The organism is Nostoc sp. KVJ3 (assembly GCF_026127265.1).
Taxonomy (GTDB): domain Bacteria; phylum Cyanobacteriota; class Cyanobacteriia; order Cyanobacteriales; family Nostocaceae; genus Nostoc.
This window is the reverse complement of the sequence record NZ_WWFG01000001.1, coordinates 598,028-614,719: the sequence shown is the minus strand read 5'-3', so window position 1 is coordinate 614,719 and position 16,692 is coordinate 598,028. Positions and strand designations below refer to the sequence as shown.

Here is a 16,692-nt window from a genome sequence, read left to right as displayed (position 1 = left end):
AAGGGTGGGGGCTTGTACCCAAAATTAATTAATTAAAAATTATTATTCTTCTTAATTTTTAACTTTTAATTTTTAATTAAAAAAAGGTCAACTTAAGCTAGGAATAGTTCTCTGGCTTTTAGCTAAAGTCTACTTCAGTAGATTAGAGATTTTTTAGGTATTTAGTCATCTTCAGATGACTTTTGCTAAAAGCGGGTGAACTTCAGTTCCTTGCTGGACATCACCTTTGTGTTAAGTTGGCAAAATCTAAAATTGAATTTATTCGTCAATTTGCCATGAATCCTTAGTCAATTCTTCATCCAGAATTTTCTTAGGACGCACAATGATAATAATTTGTCCTAGTAGGGGAATTTCTGGCTCAGTTTCAAACCACTGAAACTCTAATTCACCACCATTTTCAACGACAAAATAGCTGGAGGCATCCCATTCTCGTTTGGCACGATCTACTACAACTACAACAAGCCCGATTTGGCTTTGGGTTTGGATGGGAAAGCGATCGCTATTCGCTAAAATCACTACTGGATCTTCTGCCGCCAATAATACTTGCCAACCTGGTAAGGGAACCCAAGCTTGCTTTCCAGAAAACTTAACCAGTCGAAATGGTTCAATTTCGGTCAAAATTGGCACAGCTTGCAAATCTTGCCGTGACAATGGTAACTCGCCTACCACAGGCAAAATCCGGGGTAATTGTTCTTCAAATTCCAGACGGTAAAACGGTAAAATTGGTGCTGGACGCTGGGGAACGGTAGTAAAATCAGTCAGTAGCTGTTCTATTTGTTTCCTGGCTGCTGGCGTGTGAGCAAAACGCAAACCTTTAGCTATTAGGCGCGATCGCTGTTGTAAATCTGTATTTTGACGTGCTAGTTTCCAAACTTGGTGAGCAACAGCATCCCCCGGATGGGCAGAAAAGCCTTCTGGTAAAGTCCGGTAATAGGAGAACTCTTTAATGGCTTTTGCGACTTCCTTCACCTCATCAGCGTCGATTTTGTGGAAAAAGATCAGTTCGGCGGCGGCGGCGCGTTCTTCTTGAGTAAGCAAACGCAGTTCATATAAAACATCACTGCCGCGTGTGGCATAATGCGATCGCGTTTCTGCCGATACTCCAGAGTTTTCCAAAGAATTGTAAACTTGAGAACCAACAACCACTTGATTTTGTTGAATCGGCTCAAATCCAGTCGCCTCAAAAATTTCTTGGGGATTGTAACCGATTTTTAGCAACGAGGCGATCGCCGTTCCCCATTCCACCCAGTTGCCTTGTTTTTGCCTCAGCCTTCGTAGTAATTCTTGTGCTAGATCGTTGGTAGCATTTTCTTCGGGATTCTGAGCGTTGGGTGGTAGATCAGTCATAATCGGAGTGCGAGCTTCAACTTGAGAGGTTCATTAACACCTCATGAGCAAGTCTTATTCTAATCTATGAACTACCCAGACTTGCTGTCTTAATTTCAGAAAGAGACAGGAGGTTGTAATTTTTAAATCTATCCTACGAGTGATGCGACACATATCTGTGGGCTTCTACCGCGCCTTAAAGCGTTTCCCAATCACATAAAATATACCCCACCCGCGCTGTCGCGCACCCTCCCCTTACTAAGGCTACGGTGTACACACAAGTCTTTGAGAGTGGACTCATAGGCTTTTGATCCCCCCAACCCCCCGATAAATTGGGGGGCAAAAGTCTCTTAAAGTCCCCCAATTTATCGGAGGATTTAGGGGGATCTCCAACGATTTTGGGTTTCTACAGAGATGTGTGTACACCATAGCTTACTAAGGGGAGGATTGGGGAGGGCTAAAAAAGGTTTGTGAACCTACATTAATCGATGATGAAAACCGCCATAGTTAAGCTGATTTAGTTGGTTCTTGTGGTGCAATTTTTTCTAATTCAGATATTTTAGTAGGCAAATTTTCTCTGTATAGCTTACTATTGGCGTTCTAAAATATGCGAAGTAACTCAGTATAAACCCTTGGCGATTTTCAGCTATTCTCAACTAGGCTTGGTATGGAATATAACAAGATAGTGAATATTTAAAGGAAATATCTTATGGATAACCCCAGTGTCGAAATTGATAAAGTCCAATATCAAGTAATGACTCTCGAACGACCAAAAAAGCTGAAAATCCTGGTAGTTGACGATGAGCCAGATAATCTCGATCTGCTTTATCGCACCTTTCGACGCGACTTTAATGTTCTGAAAGCTGATAGTGGGGTGAACGCCTTACAAGTTTTGGCCGCAGAAGGGGAGGTAGCTGTGATTATCTCCGATCAACGAATGCCAGAAATGAAAGGAACGGAGTTTCTCAGCAAAACTGTACCTCAGTTTCCCGATACAGTAAGAATAATTCTCACCGGATTTACTGATATTGAAGATTTGGTAGAGGCGATTAATGCGGGGCAAGTCTACAAATATATCACCAAGCCTTGGGATCCTGGGGAACTGAAGGCGGTGGTGCAAAGAGCAGCAGAAACCTATGACTTGCTCAAGCAACGTACAGAAGAATTACGCCGGGCTCATGCTCAAATGGCGCTGCTGAGTGTTTTGGTACAAGTAACTCAAGCCGCTTCTAGCTTAGAAGAAACTCTCGCTCCCATTGCGAGGGCTGTGAGTGAAACTTTTGGGGCAGAAGGCTGTATCCTGCAACTTACAGATGGAAATAATCTGGTTGCGACTCAAGGAACTTACAGCGATACAGGTACAATAGAAAATTGGCTATCTCTTGATCCACTGACAAAGGAAGCGATCGCCACCAGGCAAATGCAAGTTTCCTTAAATGTACCTAAAGACACTAAATTAGTTGATGCTATTCACTACCAAAATACAGGCGTACAAGCACATCTGGTTATTCCAATTAGCTACCGGAATCAACTCTTAGGTGTATTATCACTACAGTGGAAACAACCATGTACTTTGAGAGAAGATGAATTAATGCTAATTAATTTATCAGCGGAACTGGTAGCGATCGCTCTAACTAGCAGTAAGTGCCATCAAGTTATTGTCTAGTTGTCATTAGTCATTAGTCATTTGTCAAGAACCAATGACTAATGCCCCATGCCCAATGCCCCATGCCCATACCCCATGACTAACGAAATTCAGTCTATTTTTAACCGAATTGCTCCAGTCTATGACCAATTAAACGATTGGTTGAGTCTGGGACAGCATCGGATTTGGAAGGAAATGGCGGTGAAATGGAGTGCAGCTAAATCGGGTGATACTGCCTTAGATTTATGCTGCGGGAGTGGTGATTTAGCCTTACGTTTAGCACGGCATGTAGGAGCAACAGGACAGGTGTATGGAGTGGATTTTTCTGCCAACTTACTAGAAACTGCTTCATTACGTTCCCAAAGACAGTACCCCCAACCGGCGATCGCTTGGGTAGAAGCTGATGTGCTAAATTTACCCTTTGACGATAACCAATTTGATGCCGCAACAATGGGCTATGGTTTAAGAAATGTTAAAGATATTCCCCGCAGTCTCCAAGAGTTATATCGTGTTTTGAAACCAGGTGCTAAAGCTGCAATTTTAGACTTTCATCGACCGAGTAATCCTCAGCTACGTGCCTTTCAGCAGTTATATCTGGATAGTTTCGTAGTGCCAGTTGCCAATTATTTAGGGTTAAAGGAAGAATATGCTTACATCAGTCCTAGTTTAGACCGTTTTCCCATAGGCAAAAAACAAATAGAGTTAGCGCGTCAAGTTGGTTTTGCCCTTGCCACACACTACCCCATTGCAAACGGTATGATGGGAGTGCTGGTAGTCAGCAAATTTTAGATTTTAGATTTGGGATTTTGGATTGGGGGCTGCGGAATAGGTAATGGCTAATGGAAAATTGTTAGTAGTTAGTAGAAAAATCACTCATAACTAATAACCGCCAATTACCAATCCCCAATCCCTAATTTCTAATCTAGAATTCAAAATCCGTCTTGGTGCAGTCGCCTCCGGTGGGAAACCCTTCCGCAGCGTTGCACCGCAAAATCCAAAATCCAAAATCCTGTGGACTGGTCTCATCTTTGGCTTTATGTGTCTCCCCCGCTACTGGGTGGAATTATTGGCTATTTCACAAATGATATAGCCATAAAAATGTTGTTCCGTCCTTACCGAGCAATTTACATTGCTGGACGAAAAGTACCCTTCACCCCTGGATTGATTCCCCGCAACCAGGAACGTCTGGCTAAGAACATTTCTAATACAATCATGGGGTCACTATTGACACCAGAAGAATTGCAAAATTTGGCGCGGCGTTTGTTGCAAACAGAACGCGTGCAAGCAGCAATTCTCTGGTTGTTGCGGCTGGCAATTGAACAAATCAAAACAGATAAAAATGAAAAAAGCGCCAAAATTGTGGCGGGAATTTTGCGGGATTTGCTAGGGGAATCCTTACCACGATTGCTCAAGGTTTTAGCGCGACGTGAAGACTTTTTGGAAGCACAGATCAATCAAATTTTTGACCAGATATTACTGGAATTTCAACTGAGTGAAGAACAAGCTACGCGGCTTGCTGATTGGTTATTAGAAGTAGCTTTACCACCGGATCTGCTGCGCCAAGCGATAGTTGATTTTTTGACCGATCGCACGATTCAAATTATTGATGAAGGCTTCCGCGAAAAAACCAGTGGTACTTATTGGGTAGTAGCAAATTTGTTTGGCTTACGTAATACTCTCACACGGCTACGAACTTTTTGCTTAGATGAAAAAGAAGCTACTAATACTCGCTTGCAGGAATTGACTCAAGATTTGCAAATACGCGATCGCATCAGAAAATTACTGCAAAATTTATCATTACAAAATTTGCCAATGGGTACGGTGCGCCAACTGCGAAAGACTACCCGCGAAAGTGTCCGCCATTATTTGCAAAACAGTGGTAGCGATTTTTTACAAGGATTAACTGATTCTGTTGATTGGGAAAATATTGCTGTAGTGCTGCTGAACCGTCTTAGTACTTCACCTGTTGTCATTACTTCTTTAGAAGTGATGAGTCAAGAGTTGGCTATAATTTTAGACAAGTATTTGGAAAAAGATTTAGAAGTAATTGTGGCACAGGCTATTCCGATTTTGTCAATAGATGAAGTGATAGTTGATCGAGTGAAATCAACCTCTCCGGCTGATTTGGAAGCTGCAATTGAGGGAATTGTCAAAAATGAATTGCAAGCGATTGTGACTTTAGGTGGTGTTTTAGGTTTTGTGATCGGCTTATTGCAGACAGTGTTTTTAATATTAAGTCAATATTAATTTTTGGTTTTATCGATAAAATTTTTATAAAAATATAGTGACAAATCAGCCATGTTGTGAAGCAAGGTAAAATGAGCGATCGCCTTTTGACAATACGTGTGAGTAAGCATATTATCAAACATCTAAAAGATCCTATCATTCAACGATTTGAAGCTTAGTTGCGATCGCTAAAAAGCCATTTTTATTTAGGCACACAAAAATTGTAATTTAGAAAGAGCGATCGCTTAACTCAAAATCTGTGCTAAATCCAGTATAAATCCAGGCAATACATCCTCTCCTGATAAGCTAGTAGGCGATCGCAAAATTTCAACATCCTGTCCTGGGCGGTAAATTTCCACCTGTTGGTTCTGCGGATCGATCAGCCAGCCTAAACGCACACCATTCTCAATGTACTCCTGCATTTTTTGTTGCACAGTTTTTAAGCTGTCTGAAGCAGAGCGTAATTCTACCGCAAAATCGGGAGCAAGCGGTAGGAATTTAGCAGGGTCGGGCTTTAGGGCTTCTAATCGCTCCCGGCTCACCCAAGACGCATCGGGAGAACGGTTTGCACCATTAGGAAGCTTGAAACCCGTTGAGGAGTCAAAAGCCAAACCTGTGCCATCAGCGTCAGTCCAATTACCTAAGCGCTGTGTCAGTCTACTATTGCGATTTCCGCTTTCCCATCCAGTTGGTGGCATGATAATTAATTCTCCCTCTGCTGTGCGCTCAAGTCGCAAATCTCGATTATTCTGACACAGTTGGAAGAACTGCTCATCTGTTAGTTCAATGGTGGGGCTGAGGTTCAGAATTAGGGCAGTCATAGTTGCCTCTCAATCTTGCTAATTGTAGCCTAGCACTTGGTTAACATACTAGGTTGACCATCTATCTAGATGAGCTTCTAGCTTAGTATATAAATTGGAGTAAGTGTCATAAAAGAGTAAAATCAAGTTTTATTAATTACTGCAAGTTGTGCAGATAATTCATCTTCTTCAAAGGCATCTGAGTACAATCTTTTATTAAAAATCTGAATTAAATTTTGCACTGAAATTTCCTTAATCCGAATACCATAAACATCTATGCTTAACTTTCGGTTTATGCACAAAATCGAACTTTATGTCACTTTAAATACTTAGGTTGCTACTTAAAGGCTCAATATATGCTTGTAGAGTATCTTTAACTTTAGAAGGCTGAAGAACTGGAGCGATCGCAGAATAATCTGGTTTTACTGTCCAATCGTAATGGCGAAGCAGTGTAGAAAGCACAATCTTCATTTCCATCTGGGCAAATTCCATCCCTAAACAACTATGCGAACCATGACCAAAACCCACTAATGCTAAGGGATGTTTTTTATCTTCTTCGCGAGGTGGTGCAAAGCGATCGGGGTCGAAGCGATCGGGTTCGGTGTAAAGTTCTGGTAAGCGGTGAGTCAACATTGGCGAGATTGTCACAAACCAACCTGCTGGAATGCGATAGCCTCCATACTCAATATCCTTGAGGACACCACGATTATAGGCATACACTGGCGGATAGAGTCTTTCTGTTTCTTTTAGCACGTTGGTTAACTGTGGAAGTTGTTTGAGATGGGATAGACTCAGAGGATTATCTCTCACAACTGCTGATTGTTCTTGGCGCAGTCGCTCTCGCCATTCTGGGTTATTACCTAATTCAAATATTACCCAAGTCAGTAATGAGGCTGTTGTCTCATGTCCAGCAAACAGCAATAATAATGCCTCATTGATTACCTGTGTTTCGCTCAACTTATTACCGTCTTCATCAACAGCTGCTAGTAGCAATCCCAAAACATCTTTTGATTGCTCTAAGTTACCCTGCTCGATACGTTGGGCGATTGCTTCACGCAAAAAAGCCACTAACTTAGCCCTAGCATTTTGACCGCGACCATATAAAGTAAAAGGGACATTCCATTTGAATATCGCCATACTGCTATCTAGCAGTTGTGTAAACCACTGACTGGTTTGCTCAACTTCGCTCTTATTCTGACTTCCCAAAAATAGGCGAGTCGCAACCATCAGGGTAAGCTGGCGGAAACTAGAATTTAAGGAAATCGTTCCCTGTTCTCCCCAATCTTTAAGGAAATCTTGCACAATATTTTGGATGGTGTCGAAGTATGTAGCGATCGCTTTTCCGTGAAATGCTGGATACATTAAGCGACGAGTTACCCGATGTTCTTCCCCATCTTGTAATAAAATATTGTTGCCAAATGTTGATTCTAAAAAATACCACCCTATTCGGGATGACATATTTTCTGCTTGTTCCACCAGCACCAGCCGATTAGCATCAGGGCCAATTAAATAAGCGCGTTTACGTCCCATGACGCTCGTCTTAAACACTGAGCCATACTGCTGGAATCGTCGCCATATATACAGTTCTGAATCCCGAAATATTTCCAAAGTCTCCCCCAAGATGGGCAAGCCGTAGCTACCAGGCATTGACTCGGCGGGTTTTAGTTGCCGCATATTTAACTACCTCCAGCAGTAATTAGCTACAGTTTCTACTTAATTGTAAAGCGCAGTTAGGCTTTACAAATCCAAATTACCAATCGCGGTAGAGTTTTTCTGCGTAGAACATAATCTCTTCATTTGGTAATCTGATTTTTGGTTTTTGTCGAGGATACAAACTTTCAACTGCACCTGTATCCTGTTCAATCACAGTTGCGGCTACTTTTAAAACGGAATTTTTGAATAGAAATTTCATCAAAGGATTGACTACTTTGGCATACATCAAAATAAACGTCTTGGTGATTTTATCTGTTTCCGGGTAGAGAATATGAATTTGAGCAATATCACCAATCGGCGTTTTAGTAAAAAAACCAGTAGTTGAAGGAAAAGCGTATTCGAGTGTGTTAGTGAGATTTTTAGGAAAAATGCCTAAAACGGGGTTCTTAATAATTTCTCCTAGTGTATTATCATCTCTCCTCAAATCTTGTTTGATTGTGGCATAGTATCCTTTTTCTTCAAAAGAATTTACATGACAATATTTAATTTTAAATAGTTCTTTGTGAGTCCCATTTTGATGGTTATAGTCATAATTAACCATCAGGTTGCTCAAAAAGTCACCCTGAATACTTTTATCTCCAGTTACTCCCAGGAACTCGTATTCATCGACAATTTTTTGATGTAAATCTGGGATGAGCAATTTTGGTGCAAATCCGCCATAAGTCCAGAGACAATCATTGCTAATAATTAGCTCTAATGGTTTTGTAATAGGCTGATTATCCTTTTTTTCTTCTTGCTGTAGTCTGCCTTGTCCATCAAATTCTAGTACATGAAAAGGGCAAGTAATAGTGTCTCTCTCTTGACAAACCCAACCATCTGATAATGGTGCTTGCATGTGGGGACAGATGTTATCAAGGGCAAAAACTTCACCTTTTTGGTTTTGCCAGATAACATAATCCTGTCCATTTAAAGTGATTTTATTAGGTTTATTCACTCCTAATGTAGATTTGTGCGCGATTAACCAAGGCGCACCAGGTAGAATTGGTTCCATTTTTCTTCTAAAATATTGATAATTTTTTGAAAAATCGTTAGATGCGTTAGCAAAAGGTAACAAAAAATTGTAGATAAGCTGGTGTCGCCTGTTCTACATCACTCTTTTGAATGTCAATTGGGATAATTAAAGTCTTATCTGCAATAGACGAACTAATACTACCGAGCATTTACTCGGCTAACTTCGGCTACTGCATGGATGAGTTAGGTAATTAACTAATTTTTTAGTTAATAGATATTAATGTAATAAATTTCATCTTCTATGTCAACTACTAACCAATTTTTTAGTTAATATATTTTGGTTATAATGATGGAGCAACGTGGGTCGTTCAACGGAGTCAAAATTCTCATCTAAAAAGCCGCGTCAGGTGCGCGATGCAGAAGCGACGAAAAAGCAGATTCTTGATGCGGCGGAAGCAGAATTTGCCAGAAATGGACTTAGTGGAGCGCGGACAGAAGCGATCGCTAGAGGTGCAGGTGTCACCACAGCGATGATTTACTACTACTTCCAGAGCAAAGAAGGACTATATCAAGCTGTGCTGCAACGTCCGGCGATCGAGATGCACGAAGGGTTAGGGCTGCTAAATCTGGATGAGTTTCCACCAGAGGAAGCCTTAAAGATGCTTGTCCAAGAAGCGATCGCTTACGAAGCTGCTCACCCACATAGAGGAATGCTTTGGTTTCAAGAAGCAAACCAAAATCAGGGAAAATATTTCAAACAGGCAAATTGGCAAGAAAATTTTCGCTATCTCATCAAGATTTTAGAGCGGGGGATGGCGGAAGGTTGTTTCCGTCAGATCGATCCATTTCTCACCACCCTGCATATTATTGGGGTTTGTAATATGTACTTCAACGCTTACGAAAATATCAAACATACTAGACCCGATTTGCAACTGCTGAGTCCAGAAATGATTGAGCAGCATACTCAAGCAGCAGTTAATTTTATTTTGGCTGGTGTGCGGCATATTGGGGATTAAGGTTTTTAAGGAGTTGTCTTAATGTTTGGACTGGCTATACTGCTGAATCAAGTTTTGATATCTCCTCCCCGCCTCTACACATCATCCCCTGGTGTAGGAAAGTTCTGCTATATCCTCAAATACAGCAGAATAACTCATACCAGTTAACTGAATTTTCGTACTAAAACTTACAAAAGAGCTATTTCCGTCGCAAACGAAATTTTTTGTCGCAGATTCTTCAATAAATCTAGAGTTTTTTCGTAGGCAACTCTCTTTCCTTGATTTTCAAAATACTCAGATGCTTTTTGTAAATCAGCGATCGCATCTAAATAATATCCTAAGCGATAACGAGCTACTCCCCGATTAACATAAGCCTGAGCATTACTAGGGTTGAGTCTGATAACTTGAGAAAAATCACGCACTGCACCAAAGTCATCTCCATTTCGTCCGCAAGTACAACCCCGGTTAAAATAGGCTCGATAATCGTCAGCGTTGAGACGAATTGCTAGATTAAAGTCGAGCATAGCTGCTGGGATATCTTGCAAGATAAAATGGGCTAAACCTCGGTCATTGTAGATATCTGCAAGTAGTAAGCTAGTAATTCGGGGAATTTGAGTTAGGGCTAAATTAAAGTCAACAATTGCCTCCGAGTCTTTCCCATCCCCAGCACGGGCTAGTCCTCGGTTGTAATAAGCTCGAAAATCGTAGGGTTTAAGTGCGATCGCTCGATTATGATCGACAATGGCAGCAGGATAATCCCCTTGTCTGTAAAATGCCACTCCCCGGTTTAGATAAGCCTCAAAGTCATTAGGGGCAAAATTTATTGCTTGGGTACAATCTGCGATCGCTTGATGGTAATCTTGTAATTGGAGATAGGCAAGACAGCGATCGCTATAAGCAACAGCCAAATCTTTCTCAACTTCAATCGCCTGATTAAAATTCTCTATTGCTTCCTGATAATTACCGTGCCCCATCTTATCTACACCCAATTTCAAGAAATCACTTGCTGTAACTTGGGTAACATATACAGGTGCTGAATATGCGGATAGATTCAAAAAAGTGAGAGGGAAAGCAATAATTACACTGATAAATAATCGCCAGAAACCAATCATAATACCAAATTAGGATAAGTAGTATTGTTTGATGTTCTTGAACAGTCTTTTTGTCAAAACTCTCAATCCAAAATTGGTATAAGCACCCTATTTGATAATTTCGGCAACCGTAAAATTTGCGGGACAAAAAGCCCCGCAAATTATTAATTTTTGAAGTTAGATTTCAGCCTACTTCCAGCCCTTATCAGCTTGTGAAAGCACATAAGCAGCTACATCTTGAATTTTGTCATCCTTTAAACGTTTGCCAAAGGCGGGCATAGCACCTTTACCTTTTGTAACCTGGGCAATAATTGCCTCGGCTGAGTACATATCATACTTTTCCAAATCCGCCTTCTTCAGGCTCTTAGCAGCATTAACTAGATTCTTACCTCCCGCGTGACAAGAAGCACAATTGGCACTAAATACTTTAGCTCCACTAGCAGCATCTGCTGCCAAAGCTGGACTACTGAAGGCAAAGGTGAAGATTGCTATGCCTAACAGTATTACTGTAATCAATTTTTTCATTTCGTCGTGTTCCCTCTGCAATAAAGGCTCATTCGGTGCAATATCCTCCATAATTGTCAGTTGAGCTGCTGCCATAGTCAAACGACAAGCTGTCAAACTTCGCTTTAAAGTTTTTTAATTTTAAATTTTTGGGATTTTAAATACAGAGTCATACCTGGCGAGAAACTACTTTGCATCTACGCTGATGATTAAAATGCAAATTTTTCATATAAATTTTAATATTTTATAACCAAAAAATGATAAGCGTTTTAAGGATGAAATATTCAAGATTAAAATTGTTACACTTCATCTTTTGTTTTTTAAGTAGTTGGACAAAAATATTTACAGTCATTGCGAACGCTCCGCTCGCAATGACATTGTGTAATTAATTCTGTCCAAGTACTTATCTAACAATCCCTAACTGAGTAAGCGCATCTTCTGTAACACGACAAATTCGCCAATCATCTAATATAGATGCTCCCATACTACGGTAGAATGCTTTCGCTGGTTCGTTCCAATCCAACACACTCCACTCTAAGCGCCCACAGTCACGTTCTACAGCTATCTGGGCTACTTTAGTAATTAGAGCTTTACCAATACCTTGTCTACGATATTCTGGTAAAACAAATAAGTCTTCCAGATAAATTCCTGGCTTAGTCAAAAATGTTGAATAATTATAAAAAAATAGGGCAAAACCAACAGTTTGACCCGCAGATTCTGCTAAAATCGCTTCTATATACCTGTGCGACCCAAATAAATGCTCCTGAAGTGCTAGAGCATTTCCAGTGACAGCGTGAGATAATTTTTCATACTCAGCAAGTCCCTGAATTAATTGAAAAAGTACGCTGTAATCAGTTGGTTCAGCAAAACGCAAAATCAAATTGCTACACGAAGTCATTAGTCTATAGTCTGTAGTTTATAGTCCATAGTCTATAGGCAACTGTGCAATTTTTGTGAATAACCACTAAACAAAAGCCAAAAAAAGGTGCAAAATGCCCTATTCTCAAGAATTGCAGTAATAATTATAATCTAAGCCAATTAGAGTTAAATTATTAAGTCAGTCTGAATATTCACTCTCTTCAATTTGAGATTTTGCAGTCTTACTCCGATTTAATTGCAACAAACAAGTTATGGCTGTAGGAATAATGCCAGTAGCTAAAGGGATATAACTAGAGTCCTTAGCCGCTAAACCAAGCGGTAGCAATGCAATAGATACCAAAGAAATATTCAAAAAAACTTTATTCATGACGATAATTTAATCCAATACCGCATAGATTACAAATTGAACAAGGTAAGAGGCAGAAAGCAGAAGACAGCTATGCCCAAGGAGCTTTCTTTTTCGGTAGGGGATTCAACCCCTACTGAGAAAAGAGCCACGTTCACCGCCATTCAGTGGGAGGTTTAAACCCAAGAGGAAACAGATAGTGCAGCGTAAAGTTTGTGGTATGGCAACTCTTAGAGGCTGTTTGAAAAGTCCTCTCATTGGTAGCAAAACATTTCAGATCCCCCTAAATCCCCCGATAAATTGGGGGACTTAGATTCCGGTTCCCCCCTTTTTAAGGGGGGCTGGGGGGATCTCTAAGTGCCTAAAATCACAGCCAAATACTTTTCAAACAACCTCTTAGAGACGGTGCGCGTAGCTTGCTTACCCCTACGGGGAAGCTTTTCGCAAGCGTCAGGTATTTTTCTTCTCTCTTGAACTGCCCTCTCCCTTCCTCGATAATGGTCGATAGACAATTACAGGACTTACGCAAAAAAGTTCTGAAGTAGCGGTAATTCATAAATTACCGCTACGACAAATCAGGTTTTTGAGACAATTTTGCGTAAGTCCTAAATTAATGAGAAGACTCATAGATGATAGCAACTGCAAAAAAGCAGAAGATAAATATTGCAATGCGTCCAAGCCACTCCCATAAGCTTGGAGATAACACCATTTGAACAATTGTGTCAACTCCAAAAACTTGAGATATGACATACGCAATCACAAAACCAAACAGACTCAGCATAAAAAATTTCAGCGCCTTACAAGCCAACTTGAACAAGAAATTACCGTCGTCAGTTAGATTATTTTTCATGGTTTTGCCCTTTTTGAAGAGTTAAATTTGGGGATAAATTCACCTTCGTTTACAACAAGCTCTTGACAAATGCAACAGCCCTATATGTTGTATGCAACTTCCAACAAAAAAGCTGGTTCAAGTGGAAACCCACGTGAACCAGCTTGTGATTAGTATCTAATCCTCAAAGCTAGTTGGATAGTTAACGAGTAGATATTTAATTGTTAGTAAGGGTCAGCTGTACCAGCTGCTCCAAATGAAGTGTGTAAAGACTAGGAAGACAGGATTTATTTTTCCTTCACCACTCAAAAACTATTAATTAGCCTTTATTCGCTGCCCTCTATAAAATATTTCCACTTTGCCAATAAATGACCTAGAGTCGGGGAATTCCACTCTAACAATCCCGAACCCACTGATTATCCCCACAACAATAACCCTGGAACGAAAAAAATCAATCGGGCTATTAGGAGGTTGCTGCGACAACAAAGTGGTCATGCCTAAAGGTGATGGGGTAAGACCATACTCCTTAGCTACATCAATTAGCTCCTCATAAGGACAGGTGATTGAGTGTCTATTCGGAAAAGTAATTCTTTGGTTATCTTTCCCGACTCTTTTGAGAGATGCATAATACGGGCTTTCTGTCCCAAGAAACTTGGGCAGAGTGTCTAGACACTCTCTTAGTGAGAGTTGCATAAAGTCATTGTGAGTCATAGGTCTACTCCTGCCAGAGCGACTATGACTCGCCCTTTTTGCTTATACGTATAATAACCGACTATTATTTATTTAGCAAGTATGTTTACTTATTATGAGCAATTGTCTGCTTATTTTGATTTTAAGCTCCTAAATAAACTACCATGTTGTTTTATTTAGGCTATAATTGCTAGAATGTATCGCCCGAACTGTAACAGCAATGGCAAAACCCTCTTTGAAAGCATCTCCAAAAGGACTCCAGCAAGCACATGAGGCTTTTACCAAGCGAGAATTCACGCAAGAGTCTCTAGCTGCTCAATTGGGTTGCAACCGTTCTGTTATCAGTAAGTTTTTTAACGGCGATAACATTTGGGAAAAGTACTTTAACAACATTTGTGAAGCATTAGAAATTGATTACCAAGAGATTGTGTATGGATATTTACCACCTTCAGTTCAAGATTTAGTTGAAAAGGTGCGGACTCAGGTAAAAGAACTAACCCAAGAATTATGCGGAACGATGCGTATATTAGATATGACGCAACCGATTGAGTTGAGTCAAATCTATACCGATGTGAATATTTTGGAGAAGCTAACAGCACTCCGACGTAAAACAATTGATGAATTACTTAAAGAATGTGGATATGAAGATTTTGACAGATTTGGATTGGGTAAAGTTGTAGAAAAGCGAGTTCTTGGCGTAAAAGCAGTTGAAAAATATAAAAAATTAATTGTACTAGGAAAGCCGGGGGCTGGTAAAACTACCTTTTTAAGATATCTAGCAATTCAGTGCAATCAGGGTATTTTTCAACCTAATCTTGTGCCTATTTTTATCCCTCTAAAATATTTTGCTGAAGATCCAGACCAACCTAGTTTATTTGAATATATTAGGCAGCAGTACTCTGGATGTGACGTAACAGAAGAAGAACTGAGCGAATTATTTAAGCAGGGTTCTGCTCTGATTTTACTGGATGGATTAGATGAAGTTAACGCCGAATATCAAGAGCATACTTTAAAAGAAGTTAGAAGTTTTTCTCGGATATATTTTGACAATCATTTTGTCATTGCTTGTCGAATCGCGGCATGGGAGTATACTTTTGATAAATTCACAGAAGTAGAGATAGCTGATTTTGATGATAAACAAATAAATGAATTCGCTAGCAATTGGTTCAAGAATAAATCAGTCAAATCAGACAAGTTTATTAAGTGTCTAAAGAAAAATAATCGTGTCTATCAATTAGCCGTCACTCCTCTGTTACTAACTCTTCTATGCTTAGTATTTGAAGAATCTGCTAGTTTACCCAATAATCGTTCAGAAAGTTACCATGAGGGATTAGATGTTTTATTAAAAAAATGGGATGCCAAACGTGGAATTCATCGAGACCAAATTTATGAAAAATTATCGCTTCCACGCAAAAAAGATTTACTCCGTCAAATTGCTTACAGTACTTTTGAAAAAGAGAAGTATTTTTTCACATCATTAGAAGTCAAGATCATTCTGAAAAAATATATCGAAAAAATATCAAGTCCTGATAGTGATTCAAGTATTTCACAGGGAGATATTGAAGAGCTTTTGAAAGCTATGGAAGCTCAACATGGAGTTATAATTGAGCGAGCTAAAGGAATTTATTCATTTTCTCATCTTACTTTCCATGAGTATTTTGTTGCCAAAAGAATTGTTAGTTTAATTCCACAAACCTTAGATGAAGAATTACATCATAATGAAGACTTTAAAACTGATGATAATTTTCTAAATAATCAAGTTGATAAGAAATTAATAATTAATCAAAAACTACAAAAAGATCAAGAGGAATTACAAAAGCTAGTTAAACATCTAACAAACTCCAAATGGAGGGAGATTTTTCTCCTAGTAGCAGAGATATTACTAGATGCTAGCAACTTTTTTAGATTGATGAAGGAGAAAGCCGATCAAATTTTAGAGGGTAAAGATAATCTACAGAAATATCTGAAGCTTGTAAATAAAAAGTCTCAATCGCTACTGCACCCATTTCAGATAAAAGATAATCTGGAAGCAAGGAAATTTTATGCTGCTATTCGTGCATTTTATTATGACATTGATTATGATATCGATCCAGATAGACAGCTTTGTTTTTTGTTGGAACCACGAACAAAGTACTTGACTTGCGGTAATTGTTTTACTCGTATACTTAAGGATATTAATAGCTTGGAAGAAGGGATTATTCATGCCAAAAAATATGACGACATGGCTGAGGAAACAAGCGTAAAAGTAATTAATGCAACTTCTGCTGATGAAATCATGAAAATTGCTGTTAATTATGGTATCCAATCCCAAAAAATACGGCAAGATAATCGAAAAGAACTAGAGAAGATAATGAGTGATTTTTTTGAAATAAATAATACTATGCAAGAAAATGAAGAGAGATTAAAGCACGGTGCAGATAAAGTTAGAGAAGTCGCAAGTAAAAAACTATTAGCCGATCAGATGTTAGGAGTTAGTTTTAAAGATTTTAATGAAGAAGACCAAGAAAGCCTTAAAGATTATTATTATGCCAATAGGCTATTAATAGACTGTCTGCTTCAAACAGATTGCCTTGTTAGTATTCAAGTGCGAGATGAAATTCTGGAAACATTATTCTTGCCCAAACTTATATAAAATTCGTCTATTTTTTGATAATCTGAATGAGGTTTTACATATTTAGTTTATTGAAAAATCTTCCT

15 protein-coding genes are annotated in these 16,692 nt (G+C 39.4%); 5 read left to right on the top strand and 10 right to left on the bottom strand.

Annotation, left to right across the window (positions count from 1 at the left end; all coding sequences use genetic code 11):
• Positions 1-258: 258 nt before the first annotated feature.
• Positions 259-1,347 (bottom strand): RuBisCO accumulation factor 1, encoded by a 1,089-nt coding sequence (locus GTQ43_RS02610; protein ID WP_265270432.1) that lies wholly within the window; start codon positions 1,345-1,347, stop codon positions 259-261.
• A gap of 688 nt (positions 1,348-2,035) precedes the next feature.
• Between GTQ43_RS02610 and GTQ43_RS02605 the strand changes: the two genes are divergently transcribed.
• From GTQ43_RS02605 to GTQ43_RS02595, 3 genes are all read left to right on the top strand, one after another.
• The gene (locus GTQ43_RS02605; protein WP_265270430.1) at positions 2,036-2,992 is read left to right on the top strand and encodes a response regulator; all 957 of its coding nucleotides are present in this window, start codon (positions 2,036-2,038) and stop codon (positions 2,990-2,992) included.
• Between the two features lie 75 nt (positions 2,993-3,067).
• Positions 3,068-3,760, top strand: a complete 693-nt coding sequence (ubiE, locus tag GTQ43_RS02600) for a bifunctional demethylmenaquinone methyltransferase/2-methoxy-6-polyprenyl-1,4-benzoquinol methylase UbiE (protein ID WP_265270428.1) — start codon at positions 3,068-3,070, stop codon at positions 3,758-3,760.
• A 222-nt stretch (positions 3,761-3,982) separates the two neighbouring features.
• The gene (locus GTQ43_RS02595; RefSeq protein ID WP_265270426.1) at positions 3,983-5,218 is read left to right on the top strand and encodes a DUF445 domain-containing protein; all 1,236 of its coding nucleotides are present in this window, start codon (positions 3,983-3,985) and stop codon (positions 5,216-5,218) included.
• 224 nt (positions 5,219-5,442) lie between these two features.
• Here GTQ43_RS02595 and GTQ43_RS02590 read toward each other — a convergent pair whose 3' ends face one another.
• The 3 genes from GTQ43_RS02590 to GTQ43_RS02580 all read right to left on the bottom strand — a co-directional run bounded on the left by GTQ43_RS02590 (position 5,443) and on the right by GTQ43_RS02580 (position 8,701).
• Positions 5,443-6,018 carry a Uma2 family endonuclease gene (locus GTQ43_RS02590; RefSeq protein WP_265270424.1) on the bottom strand — a complete coding sequence of 192 codons (576 nt, stop codon included), beginning with the start codon at positions 6,016-6,018 and terminating at the stop codon, positions 5,443-5,445.
• 300 nt (positions 6,019-6,318) lie between these two features.
• On the bottom strand, positions 6,319-7,671 hold the full coding sequence (locus GTQ43_RS02585; RefSeq protein WP_265270422.1) for a cytochrome P450: 1,353 nt from the start codon (positions 7,669-7,671) through the stop codon (positions 6,319-6,321).
• Positions 7,672-7,747: 76 nt separating this feature from the next.
• The gene (locus GTQ43_RS02580; protein WP_265270420.1) at positions 7,748-8,701 is read right to left on the bottom strand and encodes a Rieske 2Fe-2S domain-containing protein; all 954 of its coding nucleotides are present in this window, start codon (positions 8,699-8,701) and stop codon (positions 7,748-7,750) included.
• Positions 8,702-9,020: 319 nt separating this feature from the next.
• Between GTQ43_RS02580 and GTQ43_RS02575 the strand changes: the two genes are divergently transcribed.
• Positions 9,021-9,677: a TetR/AcrR family transcriptional regulator gene (locus tag GTQ43_RS02575; protein ID WP_265270418.1), complete on the top strand. Its 657-nt coding sequence runs from the start codon at positions 9,021-9,023 to the stop codon at positions 9,675-9,677.
• 167 nt (positions 9,678-9,844) lie between these two features.
• On the opposite strand, the gene GTQ43_RS02570 is transcribed toward GTQ43_RS02575, so the two are convergent.
• The 6 genes from GTQ43_RS02570 to GTQ43_RS02545 form a co-directional block, all read right to left on the bottom strand.
• A complete protein-coding gene (locus GTQ43_RS02570; protein WP_265270416.1) occupies positions 9,845-10,768 on the bottom strand; it encodes a tetratricopeptide repeat protein in 924 nt (307 codons plus the stop codon).
• A gap of 168 nt (positions 10,769-10,936) precedes the next feature.
• The gene (petJ, locus tag GTQ43_RS02565; RefSeq protein ID WP_265273647.1) at positions 10,937-11,272 is read right to left on the bottom strand and encodes a cytochrome c6 PetJ; all 336 of its coding nucleotides are present in this window, start codon (positions 11,270-11,272) and stop codon (positions 10,937-10,939) included.
• A gap of 382 nt (positions 11,273-11,654) precedes the next feature.
• Positions 11,655-12,149 carry a GNAT family N-acetyltransferase gene (locus GTQ43_RS02560; protein WP_265270413.1) on the bottom strand — a complete coding sequence of 165 codons (495 nt, stop codon included), beginning with the start codon at positions 12,147-12,149 and terminating at the stop codon, positions 11,655-11,657.
• A gap of 159 nt (positions 12,150-12,308) precedes the next feature.
• Positions 12,309-12,497, bottom strand: coding sequence for a hypothetical protein (locus GTQ43_RS02555; protein ID WP_265270411.1), 189 nt, complete (start codon positions 12,495-12,497; stop codon positions 12,309-12,311).
• A gap of 589 nt (positions 12,498-13,086) precedes the next feature.
• On the bottom strand, positions 13,087-13,326 hold the full coding sequence (locus tag GTQ43_RS02550; protein WP_265270408.1) for a hypothetical protein: 240 nt from the start codon (positions 13,324-13,326) through the stop codon (positions 13,087-13,089).
• Between the two features lie 294 nt (positions 13,327-13,620).
• Positions 13,621-14,016, bottom strand: coding sequence for a hypothetical protein (locus tag GTQ43_RS02545; protein ID WP_265270406.1), 396 nt, complete (start codon positions 14,014-14,016; stop codon positions 13,621-13,623).
• Between the two features lie 199 nt (positions 14,017-14,215).
• On the opposite strand from GTQ43_RS02545, the gene GTQ43_RS02540 reads away from it, so the two are divergent.
• Positions 14,216-16,627 (top strand): NACHT domain-containing protein, encoded by a 2,412-nt coding sequence (locus GTQ43_RS02540; RefSeq protein WP_265270404.1) that lies wholly within the window; start codon positions 14,216-14,218, stop codon positions 16,625-16,627.
• The last annotated feature ends 65 nt before the right edge of the window (positions 16,628-16,692 follow it).

Bases quoted from the DNA above. Each gene is read 5' to 3' on its own strand.
- GTQ43_RS02610 (WP_265270432.1), bottom strand. From the start codon at position 1,347: ATGACTGATCTACCACCCAACGCTCAGAATCCCGAAGAAAATGCTACC.
- GTQ43_RS02605 (WP_265270430.1), top strand. From the start codon at position 2,036: ATGGATAACCCCAGTGTCGAAATTGATAAAGTCCAATATCAAGTAATG.
- ubiE (WP_265270428.1), top strand. From the start codon at position 3,068: ATGACTAACGAAATTCAGTCTATTTTTAACCGAATTGCTCCAGTCTAT.
- GTQ43_RS02590 (WP_265270424.1), bottom strand. From the start codon at position 6,018: ATGACTGCCCTAATTCTGAACCTCAGCCCCACCATTGAACTAACAGAT.
- GTQ43_RS02585 (WP_265270422.1), bottom strand. From the start codon at position 7,671: ATGCGGCAACTAAAACCCGCCGAGTCAATGCCTGGTAGCTACGGCTTG.
- GTQ43_RS02580 (WP_265270420.1), bottom strand. From the start codon at position 8,701: ATGGAACCAATTCTACCTGGTGCGCCTTGGTTAATCGCGCACAAATCT.
- GTQ43_RS02570 (WP_265270416.1), bottom strand. From the start codon at position 10,768: ATGATTGGTTTCTGGCGATTATTTATCAGTGTAATTATTGCTTTCCCT.
- petJ (WP_265273647.1), bottom strand. From the start codon at position 11,272: ATGAAAAAATTGATTACAGTAATACTGTTAGGCATAGCAATCTTCACC.
- GTQ43_RS02560 (WP_265270413.1), bottom strand. From the start codon at position 12,149: ATGACTTCGTGTAGCAATTTGATTTTGCGTTTTGCTGAACCAACTGAT.
- GTQ43_RS02555 (WP_265270411.1), bottom strand. From the start codon at position 12,497: ATGAATAAAGTTTTTTTGAATATTTCTTTGGTATCTATTGCATTGCTA.
- GTQ43_RS02550 (WP_265270408.1), bottom strand. From the start codon at position 13,326: ATGAAAAATAATCTAACTGACGACGGTAATTTCTTGTTCAAGTTGGCT.
- GTQ43_RS02545 (WP_265270406.1), bottom strand. From the start codon at position 14,016: ATGACTCACAATGACTTTATGCAACTCTCACTAAGAGAGTGTCTAGAC.
- GTQ43_RS02540 (WP_265270404.1), top strand. From the start codon at position 14,216: ATGGCAAAACCCTCTTTGAAAGCATCTCCAAAAGGACTCCAGCAAGCA.